20 protein-coding genes and 1 pseudogene are annotated in these 22,414 nt (G+C 58.2%); 15 read left to right on the top strand and 6 right to left on the bottom strand.

Annotation, left to right across the window (positions count from 1 at the left end; all coding sequences use genetic code 11):
• Positions 1-2: 2 nt before the first annotated feature.
• The 11 genes from cdsA (at position 3) to accA (ending at position 14,102) form a co-directional block, all read left to right on the top strand.
• Complete coding sequence (cdsA, locus tag DDT56_RS03590) at positions 3-860, top strand: phosphatidate cytidylyltransferase (protein WP_136165147.1); 858 nt, start codon at positions 3-5, stop codon at positions 858-860.
• A gap of 22 nt (positions 861-882) precedes the next feature.
• Positions 883-2,247 (top strand): sigma E protease regulator RseP, encoded by a 1,365-nt coding sequence (gene rseP / locus DDT56_RS03595; protein ID WP_136165148.1) that lies wholly within the window; start codon positions 883-885, stop codon positions 2,245-2,247.
• Positions 2,248-2,282: 35 nt separating this feature from the next.
• Positions 2,283-4,718, top strand: a complete 2,436-nt coding sequence (bamA, locus tag DDT56_RS03600; protein WP_136165149.1) for an outer membrane protein assembly factor BamA — start codon at positions 2,283-2,285, stop codon at positions 4,716-4,718.
• A 134-nt stretch (positions 4,719-4,852) separates the two neighbouring features.
• On the top strand, positions 4,853-5,350 hold the full coding sequence (gene skp, locus DDT56_RS03605; RefSeq protein WP_136165150.1) for a molecular chaperone Skp: 498 nt from the start codon (positions 4,853-4,855) through the stop codon (positions 5,348-5,350).
• 3 nt (positions 5,351-5,353) lie between these two features.
• A complete protein-coding gene (gene lpxD, locus DDT56_RS03610) occupies positions 5,354-6,376 on the top strand; it encodes a UDP-3-O-(3-hydroxymyristoyl)glucosamine N-acyltransferase (RefSeq protein ID WP_136165151.1) in 1,023 nt (340 codons plus the stop codon).
• Between the two features lie 191 nt (positions 6,377-6,567).
• The gene (gene fabZ / locus DDT56_RS03615; RefSeq protein ID WP_210416971.1) at positions 6,568-7,041 is read left to right on the top strand and encodes a 3-hydroxyacyl-ACP dehydratase FabZ; all 474 of its coding nucleotides are present in this window, start codon (positions 6,568-6,570) and stop codon (positions 7,039-7,041) included.
• Between the two features lie 4 nt (positions 7,042-7,045).
• Complete coding sequence (lpxA, locus tag DDT56_RS03620) at positions 7,046-7,834, top strand: acyl-ACP--UDP-N-acetylglucosamine O-acyltransferase (RefSeq protein ID WP_136165153.1); 789 nt, start codon at positions 7,046-7,048, stop codon at positions 7,832-7,834.
• A 3-nt stretch (positions 7,835-7,837) separates the two neighbouring features.
• Complete coding sequence (gene lpxB / locus DDT56_RS03625; protein WP_136165154.1) at positions 7,838-8,986, top strand: lipid-A-disaccharide synthase; 1,149 nt, start codon at positions 7,838-7,840, stop codon at positions 8,984-8,986.
• Positions 8,983-9,582: a ribonuclease HII gene (gene rnhB / locus DDT56_RS03630; RefSeq protein WP_136165155.1), complete on the top strand. Its 600-nt coding sequence runs from the start codon at positions 8,983-8,985 to the stop codon at positions 9,580-9,582. The genes lpxB and rnhB overlap by 4 nt, the downstream gene beginning before the upstream one ends.
• 65 nt (positions 9,583-9,647) lie before the next feature.
• A complete protein-coding gene (gene dnaE, locus DDT56_RS03635; protein ID WP_136165156.1) occupies positions 9,648-13,130 on the top strand; it encodes a DNA polymerase III subunit alpha in 3,483 nt (1,160 codons plus the stop codon).
• A 12-nt stretch (positions 13,131-13,142) separates the two neighbouring features.
• Entirely contained in the window at positions 13,143-14,102 is a 960-nt protein-coding gene (gene accA / locus DDT56_RS03640) for an acetyl-CoA carboxylase carboxyl transferase subunit alpha (RefSeq protein ID WP_136165157.1), read from the top strand.
• 80 nt (positions 14,103-14,182) lie between these two features.
• Here the strand turns inward: accA and DDT56_RS03645 are convergent, their stop codons facing one another.
• From DDT56_RS03645 to DDT56_RS03660, 4 genes are all read right to left on the bottom strand, one after another.
• Positions 14,183-14,887 carry a LutC/YkgG family protein gene (locus tag DDT56_RS03645; RefSeq protein WP_136165158.1) on the bottom strand — a complete coding sequence of 235 codons (705 nt, stop codon included), beginning with the start codon at positions 14,885-14,887 and terminating at the stop codon, positions 14,183-14,185.
• Positions 14,887-16,308: a LutB/LldF family L-lactate oxidation iron-sulfur protein gene (locus tag DDT56_RS03650; RefSeq protein ID WP_136165159.1), complete on the bottom strand. Its 1,422-nt coding sequence runs from the start codon at positions 16,306-16,308 to the stop codon at positions 14,887-14,889. Before DDT56_RS03650 ends, DDT56_RS03645 begins: the two co-directional genes overlap by 1 nt.
• A 10-nt stretch (positions 16,309-16,318) precedes the next feature.
• Positions 16,319-17,038 (bottom strand): (Fe-S)-binding protein, encoded by a 720-nt coding sequence (locus DDT56_RS03655; protein WP_136165160.1) that lies wholly within the window; start codon positions 17,036-17,038, stop codon positions 16,319-16,321.
• 95 nt (positions 17,039-17,133) lie between these two features.
• Positions 17,134-18,678 (bottom strand): L-lactate permease, encoded by a 1,545-nt coding sequence (locus tag DDT56_RS03660; RefSeq protein WP_136165161.1) that lies wholly within the window; start codon positions 18,676-18,678, stop codon positions 17,134-17,136.
• Positions 18,679-18,855: 177 nt separating this feature from the next.
• Between DDT56_RS03660 and DDT56_RS03665 the strand changes: the two genes are divergently transcribed.
• Together DDT56_RS03665 and tilS are read left to right on the top strand one after the other, a co-directional pair.
• Positions 18,856-19,245: a VOC family protein gene (locus DDT56_RS03665; RefSeq protein ID WP_136165162.1), complete on the top strand. Its 390-nt coding sequence runs from the start codon at positions 18,856-18,858 to the stop codon at positions 19,243-19,245.
• Entirely contained in the window at positions 19,235-20,575 is a 1,341-nt protein-coding gene (gene tilS / locus DDT56_RS03670; RefSeq protein WP_136165163.1) for a tRNA lysidine(34) synthetase TilS, read from the top strand. The genes DDT56_RS03665 and tilS overlap by 11 nt, the downstream gene beginning before the upstream one ends.
• 56 nt (positions 20,576-20,631) lie before the next feature.
• Here the strand turns inward: tilS and rof are convergent, their stop codons facing one another.
• Together rof and DDT56_RS03680 are read right to left on the bottom strand one after the other, a co-directional pair.
• Positions 20,632-20,892 (bottom strand): Rho-binding antiterminator, encoded by a 261-nt coding sequence (gene rof / locus DDT56_RS03675; protein WP_136165164.1) that lies wholly within the window; start codon positions 20,890-20,892, stop codon positions 20,632-20,634.
• Positions 20,879-21,079, bottom strand: coding sequence for a YaeP family protein (locus tag DDT56_RS03680; protein ID WP_009114128.1), 201 nt, complete (start codon positions 21,077-21,079; stop codon positions 20,879-20,881). The genes rof and DDT56_RS03680 overlap by 14 nt, the downstream gene beginning before the upstream one ends.
• 240 nt (positions 21,080-21,319) lie before the next feature.
• Between DDT56_RS03680 and DDT56_RS03685 the strand changes: the two genes are divergently transcribed.
• Together DDT56_RS03685 and DDT56_RS03690 are read left to right on the top strand one after the other, a co-directional pair.
• The gene (locus DDT56_RS03685; protein WP_136165165.1) at positions 21,320-21,874 is read left to right on the top strand and encodes a YaeQ family protein; all 555 of its coding nucleotides are present in this window, start codon (positions 21,320-21,322) and stop codon (positions 21,872-21,874) included.
• 94 nt (positions 21,875-21,968) lie between these two features.
• A pseudogene (locus DDT56_RS03690) lies at positions 21,969-22,373 on the top strand (copper resistance protein NlpE N-terminal domain-containing protein); the annotation flags it as partial.
• Positions 22,374-22,414: the final 41 nt, after the last annotated feature.

The following is a 22,414-nucleotide window of genomic DNA, read 5'->3' on the forward strand; positions in this document are numbered from 1 at the left end:
TTTTGCTGAAGTATCGCCTGATTACTGCTTTAATTTTAATTCCGATCGTTATCGCAGCGCTGTTTTTGTTGCCCCCGGTGGGTTTTATTCTGGTCACGCTGGGCGTTTGCATGCTGGCCGCCTGGGAGTGGGGACAGCTTGCCGGGTTCGCCTCATACGGCCAGCGGCTGTGGCTGGCTATTCTGTGCGGTTTTTTGCTGGCGCTGATGTTGCTGACGCTGCCGGCATACCGTTATTCGATCCACGTACCGCAAATTAGCGCCGCGCTCTGGGTTTCTCTCGCCTGGTGGGTTATCGCGCTGTTTCTGGTCCTGTTCTATCCCGCTTCCGCGGCGTTATGGCGCCGTTCCCGCGTTCTGCGCCTGCTGTTCGGCGTAGTGACCATCGTGCCCTTTTTCTGGGGAATGGTCGCGCTTCGCCAGTATAACTATGATATCAATCCCTTTATCGGCGCGTGGTGGCTGCTGTACGTCATGCTGCTGGTATGGGGGGCGGACAGCGGCGCTTATCTGTTCGGCAAACTGTTCGGCAAGCGTAAGCTGGCGCCAAAAGTGTCTCCGGGGAAAACCTGGGAAGGGCTTATCGGCGGGTTGATCACCTCTGCGGCGCTCTCTTTGCTATTCAGCCGCTATGCGCCGCTGGCGATTGCGCCGGCAACGCTGCTTATCTGTTCCGTTGTCGCCGCGCTGGCTTCGGTACTGGGCGATCTGACCGAAAGCATGTTTAAACGCGAGGCGGGCATTAAAGACAGCAGCCATTTGATCCCCGGGCACGGCGGCGTGCTCGACCGTATTGATAGCCTGACGGCCGCCGTACCGGTGTTTTCCTGTCTGATGCTGTTGATGTTCAAGGCCGTTTAGGATGAGGCGTTAGGGATTATTTATGATGAATTTCCTCTGGAGCCTGGCCGCATTTATCATCGCACTGGGTGTGTTGATCACCGTGCATGAGTTCGGCCACTTCTGGGTGGCTCGTCGCTGCGGCGTAAAGGTCGAGCGTTTTTCCGTCGGCTTCGGCCGGGCGCTATGGCGCCGTCGTGATAAACTCGGCACCGAATTCGTTATCGCCTTAATTCCGCTGGGCGGTTATGTCAAAATGCTCGACGAGCGCGTCGATACCGTGGCGCCGGAATGTCGTCATCAATCGTTTAATAGCAAGACGGTCTGGCAGCGTGCCGCTATCGTCAGCGCGGGACCCGTCGCCAATTTCCTGTTCGCCATCGTCGCCTATTGGCTGGTGTTTATTATCGGGGTTCCCGGCGTTCGTCCGGTGGTGGAGGAAATCTTGCCCGATTCCATCGCCGCGCAGGCTGAAATATCAGCCGGGATTGAACTAAAGTCGGTTGACGGCATCGAAACGCCTGATTGGGATACGGCCCGCCTGGCGCTGATTGGCAAAATCGGCGACGGTGAAGTGGTGCTGGGCACGGCGCCTTTCGGCGCCGGCCAGTCCGCCCAAATAGCGCACAAAACGCTGGATCTGCGCGACTGGCAGTTTGAGCCGGATAAGCAGGATCCCGTCACCTCGCTGGGGATGGTTCCACGTGGGCCGCAGGTTGAGGCGGTACTCACCCAGGTACAACCGGGGTCGGCGGCGGAAAAAGCGGGTTTACAAGCCGGGGACAGGATCGTTAAAGTCGGCGGAGAGGTTTTAACCCACTGGCGTGATTTTGTTATCGCCGTGCGCGACAATCCCGGCCGGGATATCGCGCTGGAGGTGGAGCGGGGCGGGGCAACCTTGCCTTTGACGCTGACGCCGGCGAGCAAATCCGTCGGCAACGGCAGAGTTGAAGGACTGGCGGGAGTGATGCCCAGCGTGGCGCCGCTTCCGGAGGAATATCGAACGGTACGTCAGTATGGGCCGTTTAGCGCCATCTATCAGGCGACGGACAAAACCTGGCAACTGATGAAGTTGACCGTCAATATGTTGGGAAAACTGGTTACGGGTGATGTTAAGCTGAATAACCTGAGCGGTCCGATTTCGATTGCTCAGGGGGCGGGAATGTCGGCGGATTACGGATTGATCTATTATCTGATGTTTCTGGCGTTAATCAGCGTCAATCTGGGGATCATCAATCTGTTCCCGTTGCCGGTGCTGGATGGTGGACACCTGCTCTTTCTGGCGGTCGAAAAACTGCAGGGCAGGCCGGTTTCTGAGCGTGTGCAGGACGTTAGCTACCGCATTGGTACAGTATTGCTGATGTTGTTAATGGGACTCGCACTTTTCAATGATTTCTCCCGCCTGTAGGCGTGGGATTAGGTTAGGAAAAACGCATAACAACGATGGCGATGAAAAAGTTGCTCATAGCGTCGCTGCTGTTCAGCAGCGCCACCGTATACGGTGCAGACGGGTTCGTAGTGAAGGACATTCATTTCGAGGGCCTGCAACGGGTTGCCGTCGGAGCGGCATTACTCAGTATGCCAGTCCGTGTTGGTGATACCGTCAGTGATGATGATATCGGTAATACCATCCGTGCTTTGTTCGCTACCGGAAATTTCGAGGATGTCCGCGTCCTGCGCGACGGCGAAACGCTGATCGTGCAGGTCAAGGAGCGCCCGACGATCGCCAGCATGACGTTTTCCGGCAACAAGTCGGTGAAAGACGACATGCTGAAAGAGAATCTGGAGGCTTCCGGCGTGCGGGTGGGCGAGGCGCTGGACCGTACCGCGCTTTCCAGCATCGAGAAAGGGCTGGAGGATTTCTACTATAGCGTGGGCAAATACAGCGCTTCGGTAAAGGCCGTCGTCACGCCGTTGCCCCGTAACCGCGTCGATCTGAAACTGGTGTTTACCGAAGGGGTCTCCGCCAAGATTCAGCAAATCAATATCGTCGGCAACAAGGCGTTCAGCTCCGACGAGTTGATTTCGCGTTTCCAACTGCGTGATGAAGTGCCGTGGTGGAACGTGGTCGGCGATCGCAAGTATCAGAAGCAGAAGCTGTCCGGCGACCTTGAAACGCTGCGCAGTTTTTATCTGGATCGCGGTTACGCCCGCTTCAGCATCGATTCCACCCAGGTCAGCCTGACGCCCGATAAAAAGGGCATCTACATCACCATCAACCTGACGGAAGGCGAACAGTACAAGCTTTCCGGCGTCGCCGTCAGGGGGAACCTGGCCGGCCATTCCGCGGAAATCGAAGGGCTGACGAAAATCGAGCCGGGCGAGCTGTATAACGGCGCCAAGGTTACCCGCATGGAAGAGGATATCAAGAAGCTGCTGGGCCGTTACGGCTACGCCTATCCGCGCGTGGTGACCCAGCCTGAAATCAATGACGCAGACAAGAGCGTCAAACTTGATATCAACGTTGATGCCGGTAATCGCTTCTATGTCCGCCGCGTCCGTTTCGACGGTAACGATACCTCCAAAGACTCCGTGCTGCGCCGTGAAATGCGCCAGATGGAAGGCGGCTGGCTGGGCAACGATCTGGTCGAACAGGGTAAAGAGCGCCTGAACCGGCTGGGGTACTTTGAAAGCGTCGACGTGGAAACGCAACGCGTTCCCGGCACCGCCGACCAGGTGGATGTGACCTATAAGGTCAAAGAGCGCAACACCGGGACGTTCAACTTCGGCGTGGGCTTCGGGACGGAAAGCGGCGTCAGCTTCCAGGCCGGCGTGCAGCAGGATAACTGGTTGGGTACCGGGAATTCCGTCGGCATCAGCGGGACGCGAAACGACTACCAGACCTATGTCGAGCTTTCTCTGACCGACCCGTACTTCACGGTGGACGGCGTCAGCCTCGGCGGTCGCATCTTCTACAACAAGTTCGAAGCGTACGACGCGGACCTGTCCGACTATACCAACGCCAGCTACGGCATCGGCAGCACCCTGGGCTTCCCGATCAACGAGAACAACTCGCTGCGTCTGGGGCTGGATTACGTCCATAACGACCTGTCGGATATGAGACCGCAGGTGGCGATGTGGCGCTATCTGGATACCGTCGGCGTCAACCCGGATGTGGTTGGCGAAAACGTGAAATCCAGCGCCGATTTCACCGCCAACGATTTCTTCCTGAATACCGGCTGGAGCTACAATAATCTGGACCGCGGCTACTTCCCGACCTCGGGCACCCGTGCGTCGGTCAACGCCAAAGTCACCATTCCGGGTTCAGACAACGAATACTACAAACTGACGTTTGATTCGGCCTCTTACTTCCCGCTGAGCGAAAACCGCAACTGGGTGCTGATGGGGCGTGCCCGCGCCGGTTACGCCGACGGTCTGGGGGGCAAGGAAGTGCCGTTCTACGATAACTTCTATGCCGGCGGTTCGAGCACCGTGCGCGGCTTCCAGTCCAATACCATCGGGCCTAAGGCGGCGTACTATAAATGCCCGACGGCGTCATTGCCGAACTCGTATGCAAATTGTCCGATCGATGCGGACAACCTGGACGACGCGGTGGGCGGTAACGCCATGGCGGTATTGAGCGCGGAACTGATTGTGCCGACGCCGTTTATCAGCGAGAAGTACGCCAACTCGGTGCGCACCTCGTTCTTTATCGACGGCGGTACGGTATGGGATACCAACTGGGAAAATACGACAGAAACCCTTAAAGCGGGCGTCCCTGATTATGGCAAGGCCGACAACTTCCGCGTTTCCAGCGGCATCGCCCTGCAATGGATGTCTCCGCTTGGGCCGCTGGTCTTCTCCTATGCTCAGCCGGTTAAAAAGTACGATGGAGACAAATCGGAGCAGTTCCAGTTTAATATTGGCAAAACCTGGTAAGGCGGCGTCGGTAGATCGTATGTAAGACAAGTCGCATGGCGGGCAGGGTCTGGAATGCTGAATAATGCATCAATGCCATGACGCCATGCACATCAACGTGTTAAGACACAAACGGTTAGGTTGAGGAGTTTATAGTGAAAAAGTGGTTGTGTGCCGCAGGTCTCGGATTAGCATTGGCTGCTTCAGCCAGCGTTCAGGCCGCTGACAAGATTGCCGTTGTTAACGTATCCAGCATTTTCCAACAGTTGCCGCAGCGTGAAACGGTAGCTCGTCAACTGGAAAACGAGTTCAAAGGCCGCGCTTCTGAATTGCAATCCCTGGAAAAAGATTTGCAAACCAAAATGCAGCGTCTGCAACGTGATGGTTCTACCATGAAAGCGAGCGATCGCAATAGAATGGAAAAAGACATCATGGCTCAGCGCGAGCAGTTCTCTACTAAAGCGCAGGCATTTGATCAGGACAATCGCCGTCGTCAGATGGAAGAGCGCAACAAAATCCTGAGCCGTATTCAGGATGCGGTAAAATCCGTTGCCAGCAAAGAAGGCTATGATGTGGTGATCGATGCTAACGCGGTAGCCTATGCCGCCAATGCCAAAGACATTACCGCCGACGTGCTGAAACAGGTTAAATAATACATGGATTCGATTCGACTGGATGCTTTGGCACAGCAGTTGGATGCGCAATTACACGGTGATGGCTCTGTGGTCATCACCGGCGTTGCTTCTATGCATTCAGCAAAGTCCGGGCAGATTACGTTTCTGTCCGACAGCCGCTATCGTCAGCAGTTGGCGGAAACCCAGGCTTCCGCGGTGGTGCTGACGGAGGCGGATCTGCCCTATTGTCAGGCCGCGGCGCTGGTGGTTAAAAATCCTTATCTTACCTATGCGCGTATGGCGCAACTGATGGACACCACGCCGGCCCCGGCCGCCGATATCGCGCCCAGCGCGGTTATCGCCGCGGATGCTGTTTTGGGGAGGCAGGTCGCCGTCGGCGCCAACGCCGTCATCGAAGCCGGCGCGCAGCTGGGAGATGGCGTAATCATCGGGGCGGGCTGTTTTATCGGTAAAAACGCGCGCATCGGCGCCGGCACCCGCCTGTGGGCGAACGTAACGGTGTACCACAACGTTGAAATCGGCCAGCAGTGCCTGATTCAGTCGGGCGCGGTCATCGGTTCCGACGGTTTTGGCTACGCCAACGATCGCGGCAACTGGGTGAAGATCCCGCAGTTGGGAACGGTGAGGATCGGCGACCGGGTGGAAATCGGCGCCAGCACCACCATCGATCGCGGCGCGCTGGATGATACGATCGTCGGCAATGGGGTGATTATCGATAATCAGTGCCAGATTGCTCACAACGTGGTGATTGGCGACAATACAGCCGTCGCCGGCGGTGTCATTATGGCCGGCAGCCTGAAAATCGGACGTTATTGCATGATCGGCGGCGCCAGCGTAATCAATGGCCATATGGAGATCTGCGATAAAGTCACGGTGACGGGAATGGGCATGGTGATGAGGCCGATCACCGAACCTGGGGTATACTCGTCGGGCATTCCTTTGCAGCCCAATAAAGTTTGGCGCAAAACCGCCGCGCTGGTGATGAATATTGACGATATAAGCAAGCGGTTAAAAGCCATTGAACGAAAAGTCGATAACGGTTAATCATCGCGGTTTTGTCTGATTGGGTGGAAGCGCATAGTCTGGATGTAAACGAAAAGTTCGGGTGCGGGCGGAATCGTATTCTGTAAATGAATAGCGTATGCCCACACCGGCGTACTAATCCTTATTTGCGGCCTGCCGAAAGATCCCCTTTTAGGGTCTGAGCAGGCCGTGTTGTTGATGGCATCAGTTTTATGGACAGGAAGAGTATTTTGACTACTGACACTCATACTCTGCATATTGAAGAGATCTTAGAATTATTACCTCACCGGTTTCCGTTTTTACTGGTTGATCGCGTGCTGGATTTTGAAAAAGGGAAGTTTTTACGGGCGGTGAAAAATGTCTCTTTCAACGAACCCTTCTTTCAGGGGCATTTCCCGGGCAAGCCAATCTTCCCCGGGGTGCTGATTCTGGAAGCCATGGCGCAGGCCACGGGTATTCTGGCGTTTAAAAGCGTCGGCAGGCTGGAGCCGGGGGAGCTTTATTACTTTGCGGCAATTGACGAGGCGCGCTTTAAACGCCCCGTGCAGCCGGGGGATCAGATGATCCTTGAGGTCGAATTTATTAAAGAGCGTCGCGGCGTTGCACGCTTTAAGGGTGTCGCCAAAGTTGATGGTGAAGTAGCCTGTGAAGCGTCAATGATGTGTGCTCGTCGTCGGGAGGCCTGATAACGTGATTGATCAAACCGCCTTTGTTCATCCCAGCTCCATCGTCGAAGATGGCGCTATCATTGGCGCCAATGTACATATTGGCCCATTCTGCTACATCGGTTCTCAGGTCGAGATCGGTGCGGGTACTGTGCTGAAGTCGCACGTCGTGGTTAATGGCATCACCAAGATTGGCCGCGACAACGAAATCTATCAGTTCGCCTCGATTGGTGAAGTGAATCAGGACCTTAAGTACGCAGGAGAGCCGACTCGCGTCGAGATCGGCGATCGTAACCGTATACGCGAAAGCGTCACTATTCATCGTGGCACCGAGCAAGGCGGTGGGTTGACCAAAGTCGGCAGCGATAATCTGCTGATGATCAACACCCATATCGCCCATGACTGCGTGATTGGCAATCGTTGTATCCTGGCCAATAACGCCACCCTGGGCGGGCACGTCTCCGTCGATGATTTCGCCATCATCGGCGGTATGACGGCGGTGCATCAATTCTGCATTATCGGCGCGCACGTCATGGTCGGCGGATGCTCCGGCGTGGCGCAGGATGTGCCTCCCTACGTGATTGCGCAGGGAAACCACGCCACGCCGTTCGGTTTGAACATTGAAGGATTGAAGCGCCGCGGTTTCGAGAAAGAGACCCAGCACGCCATCCGTAACGCCTACAAGCTGATTTACCGCAGCGGCAAAACGCTGGACGAGGTAAAACCGGAAATCGAAGCGCTGGCGGCCGCTCACCCGGCGGTACAGGCATTCCTCGATTTCTTTGCCCGTTCTACCCGCGGCATCATTCGTTAATCCATGCCGCCACGTCCTTTGGTTATCGGATTGGTCGCCGGAGAAACCTCCGGCGACATTCTTGGCGCCGGCCTGATTCGGGCGCTGAAAGCGCAAGCGCCGGATGCCCGTTTCGTCGGCGTCGCCGGGCCGCGTATGCAGGCCGAAGGCTGCGAAGCCTGGTATGAGATGGAAGAGCTGGCGGTGATGGGCATCGTGGAAGTGCTTGAACGCCTGCCGCGCTTGCTTAACATTCGCCGGGACTTGACGCAGCGCTTTAGCGAACTTAAGCCAGACGTTTTCGTCGGCATTGATGCGCCGGATTTCAACATCACGCTGGAAGGCAGGCTGAAACGGCGCGGCATCAGCACCATTCACTATGTCAGCCCGTCCGTGTGGGCCTGGCGGCAAAAACGCGTTTTCAAAATAGCCAAAGCGACCAATCTGGTGCTGGCCTTTCTTCCTTTTGAAAAAGCGTTTTACGATCGTTTCAACGTGCCCTGTCGTTTTATCGGCCATACGATGGCGGACGCCATGCCTCTGCGGCCGGATAAGCAGGCGGCCAGAGCGGCGCTCGGCATCCCCGACGGCAGTCTCTGTCTGGCGCTGCTGCCCGGCAGCCGCGGCGCCGAGGTGGAGATGCTCAGCGCCGACTTTCTGCACACCGCCCGGCTGCTGCGCCAGCGCTTTCCCGCGCTGGAAATCGTCGTTCCGCTGGTCAACGGCAAGCGTCGCGAGCAGTTTGAACGGATAAAAAACAGCGTTGCGCCTGATTTACCGCTGCATATACTGGACGGGCGGGCGCGCGAAGCGATGATCGCCAGCGACGCCGCGCTGCTGGCCTCCGGCACCGCCGCGCTGGAGTGCATGCTGGCCAAATGTCCGATGGTGGTGGGGTATCGTATGAAACCCTTCACCTTCTGGCTGGCGCAGCGATTGGTAAAAACGCCGTGGGTTTCCCTGCCCAATCTGCTGGCCGGGCGCGAACTGGTCACCGAACTGCTGCAGACCGACTGCACGCCGGATAAACTGGCGGCGGCGCTGCTGCCCTGGCTGGCCGATGAAAGCAAAACCGCCGCGCTGCAGGCCACGTTTTTGGAGTTGCATCGGCAGATTCGCTGCAATGCCGACGAGCAGGCGGCGCAGGCCGTATTGGAATTAGTGAAATCATGAACGAGACGTTTACCTACCCGCCGGCGTACTGCTGTATCGCCGGGGTTGATGAAGTGGGGCGCGGCCCGTTGGTGGGCGCCGTCGTCACCGCCGCGGTGATCCTCGATCCCGCCCGGCCGATTGTCGGTCTGGCGGATTCAAAACAGCTGAGTGAGAAACGCCGGCTGGCGCTGTATGATGAAATAAAGGAAAAAGCGCTCTCCTGGAGTCTTGGCCGGGCGGAGCCTGAAGAAATAGACCGCCTGAACATTCTGCACGCCACCATGCTGGCGATGCAGCGGGCCGTGGCCGGGCTGGCGCTGACGCCGGATTTGGTGTTGATCGACGGTAATCGTTGTCCCGCCTTGCCGATGCCGGCGCAGGCGGTGGTGAAAGGGGATAGCCGCGTGGCGGAGATCAGCGCGGCCTCCATTATGGCGAAAGTGACGCGCGACAGCGAGATGGTGGCGCTGGATAAACTTTTCCCCGCCTACGGTTTCGCGCAGCACAAAGGCTATCCCACCGCTTTTCATCTTGAGAAGCTGGCGGCTTTGGGCGCCACCGCGTTTCACCGCCGGAGTTTTGCTCCGGTGAAACGGGCGTTGGGACTGGCGTAATCATCATTAACCCTCAGCGCGGCCTCGTACCGCGTTGACTAATCGATAAATTCTGGGATCTGGAGATGGCCGAACCACGTTTTGTTCACCTGCGTGTTCACAGTGACTATTCCATGATCGACGGGCTGGCGAAGGTCGGGCCGCTGGTAAAGAAAGCGGCGTCGCTGGGCATGCCGGCGTTGGCGATTACCGATTTCACCAACCTGTGCGGGCTGGTGAAGTTTTATGGCGGCGCGCATGGCGCCGGCATCAAGCCGATTATCGGCGCGGATGTCTACGTCGCCAGCGAAGAGTTGGGCGATGAGCTCGCGCATCTCACGCTGCTGGCGATGGATAATGAAGGCTACCAGAACCTGACGCTGCTGATTTCCCATGCTTATCAACGCGGCTACGGGGCCGAGGGTCCGACGATAGATCGCGACTGGCTGATTGAGAAAAATAGCGGATTGCTGCTGCTCTCCGGCGGCCGCAACGGCGACGTCGGCAGGTTTATGCTGCGCGGCAATCAGACGCAGGCCGAACAGTGCCTGACGTTCTATCGGCAATATTTCCCCGATCGCTATTACCTGGAGCTGATCCGCACCGGGCGTCAGGATGAAGAAAGCTATCTGCACGCCGCCGTGGAACTGGCGACCAGACACGGCCTGCCGGTGGTGGCGACCAACGACGTCCGCTTTATCAGCGAAGAGGATTTCGACGCGCACGAAATCCGCGTCGCCATCCACGACGGTTATACGCTTGACGATCCCAAACGGCCGCGCAACTACAGTCCGCAGCAATATATGCGCACGGAAGAGGAGATGTGCCAGCTGTTCGCCGATATCCCCGAGGCATTGGCCAACAGCGTCGAAATCGCCAAACGTTGCAACGTGACCATCCGCCTGGGCGAATACTTCCTGCCGCAGTTCCCGACCGGGGAGATGTCCACGGAAGATTATCTGGTCAAGCGGGCGAAAGAGGGGCTGGAAGAGCGTCTGGAATTCCTGTTTCCCGACCCGCAGGAGCGGGCGCAGAAACGCCCGGAATATGATGAGCGTCTGGATATCGAGCTGAAAGTCATCAACCAGATGGGCTTCCCCGGCTACTTCCTGATCGTGATGGAGTTTATTCAGTGGTCCAAGGATAACAATGTGCCCGTCGGGCCGGGACGAGGGTCGGGCGCCGGTTCGCTGGTGGCCTACTCGCTGAAGATCACCGATCTGGACCCGCTGCAGTTTGACCTGCTGTTCGAACGCTTCCTCAACCCCGAGCGCGTTTCCATGCCGGACTTCGACGTCGACTTCTGCATGGAAAAGCGCGACCTGGTTATCGATCACGTCGCCGATATGTACGGTCGCGACGCGGTATCGCAGATTATCACCTTCGGCACCATGGCCGCCAAAGCGGTGATCCGCGACGTGGGGCGGGTGCTGGGCCACCCTTACGGCTTTGTCGATCGCATTTCCAAACTGGTGCCGCCCGACCCGGGGATGACGCTGGAAAAAGCCTTTGCGGCGGAACCGCAGCTGCCTGAAATCTACGAGGCGGATGAAGAGGTGCGGGCGCTGATCGATATGGCGCGCAAGCTGGAGGGCGTGACGCGCAACGCCGGCAAACACGCCGGCGGGGTGGTTATCTCCCCCACCAAAATCACCGACTTCGCCCCGCTGTACTGCGATGCGGAAGGCAACCATCCGGTCACCCAGTTTGATAAAAGCGACGTCGAATATGCCGGTCTGGTGAAGTTCGACTTCCTCGGCCTGCGCACGCTGACCATCATCGACTGGGCGCTGGAGATGATTAACGCGCGCCGGGCGAAGCAGGGTCAGGAGCCGATAGATATCGCCGCCATCCCGCTGGATGACAAGAAGAGTTTCGACATGCTGCAACGCTCGGAAACCACGGCGGTGTTCCAGCTTGAATCGCGCGGCATGAAGGACCTGATCAAACGCCTGAAGCCCGACTGCTTTGAAGATATGATCGCGCTGGTGGCGCTGTTCCGTCCCGGTCCGCTGCAGTCCGGCATGGTGGATAACTTTATCGACCGCAAACACGGGCGCGAGGCCATCTCCTATCCGGATATCGAGTGGCAGCACGAGTCGCTGAAACCGGTGCTGGAGCCGACCTACGGCATTATCCTGTATCAGGAACAGGTAATGCAGATCGCCCAGGTGCTGGCGGGCTATACCCTGGGCGGCGCGGATATGCTGCGTCGCGCCATGGGTAAAAAGAACCCGGTCGAAATGGCCAAGCAGCGCGGCGGTTTTGAAGACGGCGCGAAGTCGCGCGGGGTGGACGGCGAACTGGCGATCAAAATCTTCGACCTGGTGGAGAAATTCGCCGGCTACGGATTCAACAAATCGCACTCGGCCGCCTATGCGCTGGTCTCCTACCAGACCCTGTGGCTGAAAGCGCACTATCCGGCCGAGTTTATGGCGGCGGTGATGACCGCCGATATGGACAACACCGACAAAGTGGTCGGGCTGGTGGACGAATGCTGGCGCATGGGGCTGAAAATCCTGCCGCCGGACATCAACAGCGGCCTTTATCATTTTCACGTCAACGGCGACGGCGAGATCGTTTACGGCATCGGGGCGATCAAGGGCGTCGGCGAAGGGCCGATTGAAGCGATTATCGAAGCGCGTAATCAAGACGGCTATTTCAAAGAGCTGTTTGATCTGTGCGCCCGTACCGATATCAAGAAACTGAACCGCCGGGTGCTGGAAAAGCTGATTATGTCCGGGGCGTTCGACCGCCTGGGGCCGCATCGCGCCGCGCTGATGAACTCGCTGGGCGATGCGCTGAAGGCCGCCGATCAGCACGCCAAGGCGGAAGCCATCGGCCAGGTGGATATGTTCGGCGTGCTGGCCGATGCGCCCGAACAGGTCGAACAGTCCTACAGTACGGTTCCGCCCTGGCCGGAACAGGTGGTGCTGGACGGTGAGCGGGAAACGCTGGGACTCTACCTGACCGGCCATCCGATCACCCAGTACCTCAAGGAGATCGAACGTTACGCCGGCGGCGTGCGTTTGAAAGATATGCACCCGACGGAGCGGGGCAAAATGACCACTGCCGTGGGCCTGGTGCTGGCCGCCAGGGTAATGGTCACCAAGCGGGGAAACCGCATTGGCGTTTGTACCCTGGACGATCGTTCCGGTCGTCTGGAAATCATGCTGTTCACCGATGCGCTGGAGAAATATCAGCATTTACTGGAAAAAGACCGTATCCTGATCGCCAGCGGGCAGGTCAGCTTTGACGACTTCAGCGGCGGGCTTAAAATGACCGTCCGGGAGTTGATGGATATTAGCGAAGCGCGGGAAAAATATGCGCGCGGACTTGCTATCTCGCTGACTGACAGGCAAATTGATGACCAACTATTAAACCGTCTCCGCCAATCGTTGGAACCTCATCGATCGGGGACGATCCCGGTGAATCTTTATTACCAGCGTGAAGATGCGCGCGCCCGGTTGCGTTTCGGCGCGGCGTGGCGCATAACGCCGACGGATACGTTGCTGAACGATCTGCGCACGTTAGTGGGTAATGAACAGGTGGAACTGGAATTTGACTAATATAGGAATACTATGAGTCTGAATTTTCTTGATTTTGAGCAGCCGATTGCAGAGTTGGAAGCGAAAATTGACTCGCTGACCGCAGTCAGCCGTCAAGACGAAAAATTGGATATTAATCTGGACGAAGAGGTCCAGCGCCTGCGCGAGAAGAGCGTTGAGCTGACGCGCAAGATTTTCTCCGATCTGGGCGCCTGGCAAGTCGCCCAGTTGGCGCGTCATCCGCAGCGTCCGTATACGCTGGATTACATCAGGCACATTTTTAGCGACTTCGACGAATTGGCGGGCGATCGCGCCTATGCCGACGATAAAGCGATAGTGGGTGGGATTGCGCGTCTCAACGGGCGTCCGGTGATGATCATCGGCCACCAGAAGGGACGGGAAACCAAGGAAAAGATCCGCCGCAACTTCGGCATGCCGGCGCCGGAAGGGTATCGTAAGGCGCTGCGTCTGATGGAGATGGCCGAACGTTTCAAAATGCCGATCATCACCTTTATCGATACGCCGGGCGCTTATCCGGGCGTCGGCGCCGAAGAGCGCGGGCAGTCGGAAGCCATTGCGCGCAACCTGCGCGAAATGTCCGCCCTGCGCGTGCCCATCGTCTGCACCGTGATCGGCGAAGGCGGCTCCGGCGGCGCGCTGGCCATCGGCGTGGGCGACAAGGTTAATATGCTGCAGTTCAGCACCTATTCGGTGATTTCGCCGGAAGGATGCGCCTCCATTCTGTGGAAGAGCGCGGACAAGGCGCCGCTGGCCGCGGAAGCGATGGGCATCACCGCGCCGCGTTTGAAAGAGCTGAAAATGATCGATAACGTGATCCCGGAACCGCTGGGCTCGGCGTACCGCAATATCGATGCGATGTCCGCCTCGCTGAAAGCGCAGTTGCTGTCCGATCTTGAGGATCTGGATGCGCTGAGCGAAGAAGAGCTGCTCAACCGCCGCTACCAGCGTCTGATGAACTACGGCTATTGCTGATTATCCGCCGCTGCGACGTCAGGCCCGCTATCCTACGGATAGCGGGCTTTTCTCTTCCTGTGGCTCAGGTTCACCCTGCGTCAGCGATCTTCGATAATCAGATACGCCGCGTGAATCGGGCCGTGGACGCCGATAACCTTAATCAATTCAATATCCGCCGTGGAGCTGGGACCGGCGATAAGATTGATGCAGGCGGGCATCCGTTCGCCCTTTTGCGCCATATGATGTAACCGCTCCGCCAGCTGCGCCACCCGCGGCAGAATGTCGCTTTTGCGCAGCACAAAGATGGAGGTTTCGGGAAGCAGGCTAATGGAGCAGCCGCGTTCCGGCCCGGAGAACAGCACCACGCCGCCGGATTCCGTCAGCCCCGCTTCGGCATAGACTACGCCAATCTTCGCCTGCTCGGCCAGGCGGATATTCTCCTGTTGCGCTTCCGGCCGCCAGACGTGCGCCTGGTAATGCTGTTGCAAGGCCTGGGTGATGCCCAGTTCGGCCAAACGCGCGTCGCCGCTGACCACCAGCGGCGTCGGACCGTACTCTGCGCACAGCGCCAGCAGATTCTCCAGCAGCGTTTCTGACGAAGTCAGCACGCAGTTGGCTTTAAGGGTTGTTCGGGCGAAATCGACAAAGGCCTGACAGCGCTGGTCCTGCGTCAGCTCAGTCAGGCGCGTCTGCGCCGGAAACGTCGTTTCCGACGCCGCGCCAACCGGCGCATGACGCACCTTTCGGCCGAGCCGTCTGGCGATTTCCGCTAAAAAGTCGTCACGGTTTTGTTGATTAAGCATTATTTTTTCCCCTCGGACCGATGGCGTTTAAACCAACTGCGGAAACTTTCGCCGTCCGCCTGCGGCAAGTCGCGCGCCTGCGTCCAGGCGCCCAGCGCGCCGATATTAAAGGGCGCTTTGCCATCCTTTATCGCCCAGCCGGCGGCTTTGGCGCCCATCACCATCCCCACTTTCCATACGCCGGGATGGGCGTTGGCATAGTTGAACAGTTTGATGACGCGTTGCTCCGTTTTCGGAGTGATGCCCTGTTCCGCCATCACGCGGCGGTGCTTGAGCAGCAGCTGCGCCAGCGGGATTTTCACCGGACAGACCTGATTGCAGGCGGTGCAGAGCGAGCAGGCGTAAGGCAGATCTTTAAATTCCTTATAGCCGCCCAACAGCGGCGACAGCACCGAGCCGATGGGGCCGGGGTAGATCGAACCGTAGCCGTGGCCGCCGATATGGCGATAGGCCGGACAGGTATTGATGCAGGCGCCGCAGCGGATGCAGCGCAGAATCGAGCGGAATTCGGAACCCAGCACCTGAGAGCGTCCGTTATCGATGATGACCAGATGGAACTCCTCCGGCCCGTCGATATCGCCTTCCCGCCGCGGGCCGGTCAGCCAGGTATTGTAGCCGGTGAGCCTGGCGCCTACCGCGCTGCGGCACAGCATGGTGATCAACACGTCGACTTCGGCGAAGGTGGGCGCGATACGCTCCATGCCCATCACCGCGATATGGGTTTTCGGCAGGGTGGTGCACAGCCGGCCGTTGCCTTCGTTGGTCACCAGACACACCGAACCGGTTTCGGCGACGGCGAAATTACAGCCGGTAATGCCGATATCGGCGCTGAGGAAATCCTGGCGGATCTTCTGGCGGATAAACAGGGTCATGGCTTCCGGCGTTTCCGGGCCGTCGTAGCCCAGGCGCTCTTTCAGGATGCGCTGGATTTGGTGACGGTCTTTATGGATCGCCGGGACCACGATATGCGACGGCGGATCCTCATCCAGTTGCAGAATATATTCGCCGAGATCGGTTTCCACCACCTCGATGCCCGCCTGCTGAAGCACATGGTTCATGCCGATCTCTTCCGTGACCATCGACTTGGACTTGACGATTTTTTTAGCCTGCTTGGCCTGCGCGACCTTGAGAATATAGTCGGTGGCCTGTTCGCAGGTGCGGGCAAAAAAGACCTGCCCGCCATTCGCCGTCACTTTCTCGGTCAACTGATACAGATAGGCGTCGAGATTCTCCAGTACGTGATTACGAATCTGCTCCGCCTGGTCGCGCCACTGTTCCCAATCGCCCAGCTCTTCCACCATCTTTTGCCGGTTGGCGCCGATGCGCTCCTGCGCCATGGAAACGTTGCGGCGCATGATGTCGTCCTGCATCTCTGCGTTGATGCGCGGCTTGAAATCGACTTTACTGGTTTTCAAATACATGGCGGTCTCCTTATCGGCTCATCAGCACTTCGGCGATATGCATCACCTTGACGGGTTGTTTTTCCCGGCTGAGCCGGCCGCCGATGTTGATCAGACAGCTGACGTCGGCGCTAATCAGATAGTCCGGCTGCGGCGCCATCAGGTGGCGTACCTTTTCCTTGACCATCTCGCCGGAGATCTCGGCCATCTTGACCGAAAAGGTGCCGCCGAAACCGCAGCAGGTTTCCTGGTGTTCGAACGGCAGCAGTTCCAGCCCGTCGACGTGGCGGAGCAACGTAAGCGGCGCCTCGGTGACGCCCAGCTTACGGGACAGGCTGCACGAGGGGTGATAGACCGCTTTGCCGGGCAGGCGCGCGCCGACATCGACCACGCCCATAATATCGACAATGAACGACGTGAGATCCTGCATGCGGTCGGCCACGGCCTGCGCGCGTCGCGCCCACTCCGGCTCGTCGCTCAGGTAGCCGGCGTAGCTTTTGATGGCGTAGGTGCAGGAGCCCGCCGGGGAAACGATCGGATAATCATTTTCTTCCAGCGCCTCGATCAGCGACTTCATGGCGGGTTTGGCTCCCTCGACATAGCCGCTGTTCAGCGCGGGCTGGCCGCAACATCCTTGTTTTTCAGGGAAAAAAACCTTACAGCCCAATTGCTCGAGCAGCAAGACCGTGTCACGCGCCATCTTGGCTTTCAAGGCATCGCCGAGGCAGGTGACATAAAAATTGATGTTCATTGACGTTTGCTCCATTGCTAACGGTTAAAACAGCCATACTGATAAGTTTATTTTTGATATTATTTTCTAATTCAATTAGTTATATATCTGTGACCCTAATAGAAAAAATAGTACAGCGCGCTCACCTTAAACCCGAGAATGACGATGTAGATCAGGCAGTAGCGCAGCACGCCGGACATAATGGCGCTGCTTTGTCCCTCCATACGCGTAGCCGAAACCGCTATCGAGATGCTTTGCGGCGAGATCATTTTTCCGCCCGTCGCGCCCGAGGTGTTGGCCGCCGCCAGCAACAGCGGGTCGGCGCCTATCTGCTGAGCCGCCGTGGTTTGCAGTTTGCCGAACAACACGTTGGAGTTGGTATCGCTGCCGGTGACGAAAGTACCCAGCGCGCCAATTAGCGGCGCGATGAAAACGAAGCCGCGCCCGGTGACCGCCACCAGCGAATTGGCGACATCGCCGATCATGCCGCTGGTATCCATCACCGTCGCCATGGCGACGATGGCGCAAATGGCGATGATGGAGTTTTTCAATTGCACGAGGGTGCGCCACAGCACCGTAAGCATCACGCCCGGCCGTGCGCCCTGAATGGCGCCGCCGATCAGCGTCGCCAGGATAATCAGTACGCCGGGGGTTCCCAGCCACTCGATCTTCAGCAGCAGCGTTTGACCGCTGCTCAGCACCAAAGGGAACTGGCTGGAAATCAGACCGACGATTCGTTTCAGCGTCGGAAACAGCGGAGAACACAGCAGGATAAAAATAAAGGTTAGCAGATAGATGGCGCCCGCGCGCAGCATCTGCCGGCGGCTGTAGGTCGTTTGTGGCGCAGCCTGTTTCGCCTCCGCCTCCGCGCGCCGCGCGGCGGGACGGCGTTTCGCCAGCCACATGACGACCGCCATGCTCGCCAGGCTGCCGGCGAAGGCGGGCAGTTCGGCGCCGATGTATGCCGCCACCAGATACTGCGGCACCAGCGAGGCGACGCCGCACATCAGGGTGATAAAGACCACGCCGCGCAGCGCGCGAATACCGCCGTTGGTGATGGCGACGACGACGAACGGCAACAGCAGATTGAACAGCGCGAGCTGAATGATCACCATGCCGCCAAGGTCCGTTACCGGCAGCCCGGTCTGTTGCGCCAGAATCGCCACCGGAATGCCCACGGCGCCGAAAGCGGTCGGTACGGTATTGGCCACCAGCGAGGCGATGGCGGCTTTGAGCGGGTCGAAGCCCAGGGCAATCAGCAGGCTTATCGGAATGGCGACGGCGGTGCCGAATCCGGCGGCGGCTTCCAGAAACCCGCCGAAACACCAGGCGATAAGTAAAACCTGAATACGCGGATCGTCGCTGATGGCCGCCAGCCAGTTTTTCAGCACCTCCATGGCCCCGGTTTTCTGCATCAGATTATAGCTGTAGATTGCGCCGAGTATCACGATTACAATCGGCCATAGCCCTTTGATTGCGCCATACGCGGATGACAGCAGCAGATCAGACGGGGATGACTGCCAGTACCAGCCGGCGATAATCAGCGTCAAAATCAGGGAAAGCAGAACGGAATAGTGTACGGGTGTTTTCAGCCATAAGATCATGACGATCAATGCAATTAACGGCGAGCTCCCCAAAATAAACATCTGCGGGTCAAACATACGACTCCCCTTCTTTAATCTGTTAGATTTATTACTGAGTCCGCTATTGAAGTGCGGACTGTATCAGCAGTTGGGTGAGGGGGGTCTGTGAGGTGGATCGTTTCAAGTGAACAGAATGATAAAATTTGTAACATCAAATGATATAGATCAATCTGCGACAGAGGATAGGACAGCGTTATGTTACAGCTGCAAGGTATTCACCATATTGCCATCATCGCTGCCGATTATGCGCGGAGTAAAAGTTTTTATTGCGATATCATGGGTTTTACCCTGATTAATGAGGTCTATCGGGCGGAGCGGGACTCCTGGAAAGGCGATTTGGCGTTAAATGAATGTTACCTGATTGAGCTATTTTCTTTCCCCGCGCCGCCGCCGCGGGTCAGCCAGCCGGAGGCGTGCGGCCTGCGGCATCTGGCTTTCGCGGTTAAGGATGTGGAACAGGCCATTGCCGCGCTGACGCAGGCCGGCGTGGAATGTGAACCGATTCGCATCGATGCCGAAACGCAGCGGCGGTTTACTTTTTTGCGCGATCCCGATGGATTGCCCCTGGAACTGTATGAGAGATGAAAGCGTGAACCGCGCCGGGTCCGACGATGAGTTACTTGCCGCGCTGGCGTCGCAAACCGCCGGGCATCGGCGGATCCTGGCGGCGTACAGCGGCGGGCTGGATTCCAGCGTGTTGCTGCATCTGCTGGTGAGGCTGCGTCAAGAGCGTCAGTTGGACATCCGCGCGGCTTACGTGCATCACGGTTTAAACCCGCTGGCGGAGAACTGGGCCGAACACTGCAGTCGCCAGTGCCGGCAATGGCGGGTGCCCTTTGCCCGGCTGTCTGTGACGGTGGCGGCGCAAAACGGCGGGATTGAGGCGGCGGCGCGCGAGGCGCGCTACCGGGCGTTGCAAACGCACCTGCGGGACGATGAGATTTTGCTTACCGCGCAGCATCTTGACGATCAAAGCGAAACGTTTTTACTGGCGCTTAAACGCGGCAGCGGCCCGGCAGGGCTGTCGGCGATGGCCGCCAGCGCGGCGTTGGGCGAACACAGGCTGCTGCGCCCGCTGCTGGAGTTTACCCGGCAACGGCTGGAGCAGTATGCGCGCCATCATCAGCTGGAGTGGGTTGAGGACGACAGCAATCAGGATGAGCGCTTCGATCGCAATTTTCTGCGTCTTCGGGTATTGCCGCTGTTAACGCGGCGCTGGCCGCATTTCCCCGCGGCGGCGGCGCGCAGCGCGCAGCTTTGCGCCGAGCAGGAACAGCTGCTGGACGAACTGCTGGCGGAATCGCTGCGGGAGTTGCGCCAGCCGGACGGCGCGCTGAGTATCGAGGGGCTGTTGCCGCTGAGTCCGCTACGCCGCTTTGCGCTGCTGCGCCGCTGGCTGGCCGGGGAGAACGCGCCGATGCCGTCCCGCGAACAGCTGCAGCGGCTGTGGGACGAGGTGGCCGTCAGCCGTCAGGATGCCGAGCCGGTATTGCAGCTTGGTCGGCGGCAAATCCGCCGTTTTCGTCAGCATCTTTATCTCTTGCCTTTGCTGCCGGCGGTAAAAGGCCGCGTCGTGCCGTGGCCGTCGCTCACAGCCCCGCTGACGCTGCCGGAGGGGTTGGGGCAACTCTCTGTGGTGGATAAGGGCACGGCGGTGCGGGCGCCGACGGACGGCGAACGGGTCAGCGTCAGGTTTGGCGCCGCCGGCGTGGTGCATGCGGCGGGGCGGCGACACGGCCGGCCAATCAAGAAGCTGTGGCAGGAGCTGGCGGTGCCGCCGTGGTGGCGCGATCGCACGCCGCTGGTATTTTACGACGAGCGGCTGATTGCGGCGGTCGGGCGGTTTGTTACCTGGGAGGGCAGGCCGAAAGAGGGGGAGCCGGTGTGGCATATCGCCTGGCGCGAAGGCGGATAAAACGAAAACGGACAACCCAGGGTTGTCCGTTTAAGCGCCAGACCGACAGAGGCGGGCTAGGATTCGCTGACCACCACTTTTCCTATTTCCGGGTGGCTGAAGCTGACGATGTGGTCGAGGCGAAGTTCGCGCGTGGCGCCGGACTCCTCGATCACCAGATATTCGACGTGTTTGCGTAAGATCATGTCACTGGCTTTACCGGTAACGATTTCACCGCTACGCAGTTCCAGCGTCAGCGTGAGATTCTGCTGGCAGGTGGCTTCCAGATTTTCGTAATCATCACAGTTAATGGGTTGATATTCGTTACTCATTGACATAATCGCTCACCAATAAGTTAGCGGCGGCATAAGCCGCCTGTTCCCTGACAGAGGAGGGCAAATCGCCGTTGGCGGCGATACCGTCCAGGGTTTTCAATACACAACCCAGCGCGTCGGGTATATAGCCCAGATCGCCGCTGGCGATCTCTGAGTATAAGCGGCGTACCAATTCACTGTATTCTTGCACTATATATCCTCCCTTGAAAGCTTAACCCGGTAGACATTCATGCTTTATCGTTTACGACACCTGATGCTGTAAAGCCTACGAAGATAAACTCTATTTATCAAACCGACTATAGCATAGGCTCCGGCAGGATATCAGTATTACTCGGGGGCCTAATCTGTCGGTTACGTGGCGCATATCACCTTTACTGTGATGATAGGGGCAACTCAAGTACACTAGGGCGAAATAGACTTGAGGTCACAGATGGCATTAAAAGCAACGGTTTATAAGGCGGCGGTGAATATTGCGGATATGGATCGCCATTTTTTCCATGACGTCAATTTGACCATCGCCCGGCACCCCTCGGAAACGGATCAGCGCATGATGCTGCGTTTGCTGGCGTGGATCTGCCACGCGGATGAAAATCTGCGTTTTACCAAGGGGTTGAGCGCCGACGATGAGCCGGAGATCTGGCTGCGCGACGACACGCTGCAGCTGCGGTTGTGGATCGAACTGGGGCTGCCGGATGAAAAGCGGCTGAAAAAAGCCTGCGGCCAGTCGCGCTCGGTGGTGCTGTACGCCTACAGCGAGCGCGCCGCGCAGGTGTGGCGGCAGAACGTCGCGAGCAAGCTGGCCGGGTATTCGAATCTGACCATTCGTTTTCTGGACGACAGGCAACTGGCTCTGCTGACGGCGCTCGCCCAGCGCAATATGGCGCTACAGGCGACGCTGCAGGAAGGGACCATCTGGTTATCGGATGATAAGAATAGTCTTGAAATTTCCTTTGACGAGTGGCAAATCGCCGCAACGGAGGGATGATCGCCGGTAACGTTCTTTTTCCCGGACGCCGGCTGCGGCCTGATGGCGCCGGGGATGGATATAATGAGCAAAGCAACACGGCAGGAGGGTAAGGGTGAAAAAACTGGCTATCGGTGTGCTGCTGATCTCGGTGATCTCTGCGCTGATTGGGTGTCATACGCGTTCGCGGATTCAGGAAGCGCCGCTGCAGCCGATGGCGCAAAGCTATCGCGGCGTGTTGCCTTGCGCGGACTGCGCGGGGATTGATACCTCGCTGTTTCTGGACAAGGACGGCACCTTTATCCTGAAAGAACATTATCAGACCACGCGCGCCGGGCAGACGACCTTTACGGAACAGGGGCAATGGCAGCGCACGGCGGATAAACTGGTGCTGACCGACAGCCAGGGTGAAAAGCGCTATTTCCGCCCGACGGATAACGGGCTGGAGATGCTCGATCGACAGGGAGTGCCGATCCAGTCCGTCAATTCCTATCGGCTGACCGCCGCCGATGGGGCGTTGTGATCGAACCGGATCGCAATAGGCGCGGCGGGCGCTGAGAG

It is taken from the genome of Brenneria corticis (genome assembly GCF_003115855.1).
In the GTDB taxonomy this organism is placed as follows: domain Bacteria; phylum Pseudomonadota; class Gammaproteobacteria; order Enterobacterales; family Enterobacteriaceae; genus Brenneria; species Brenneria corticis.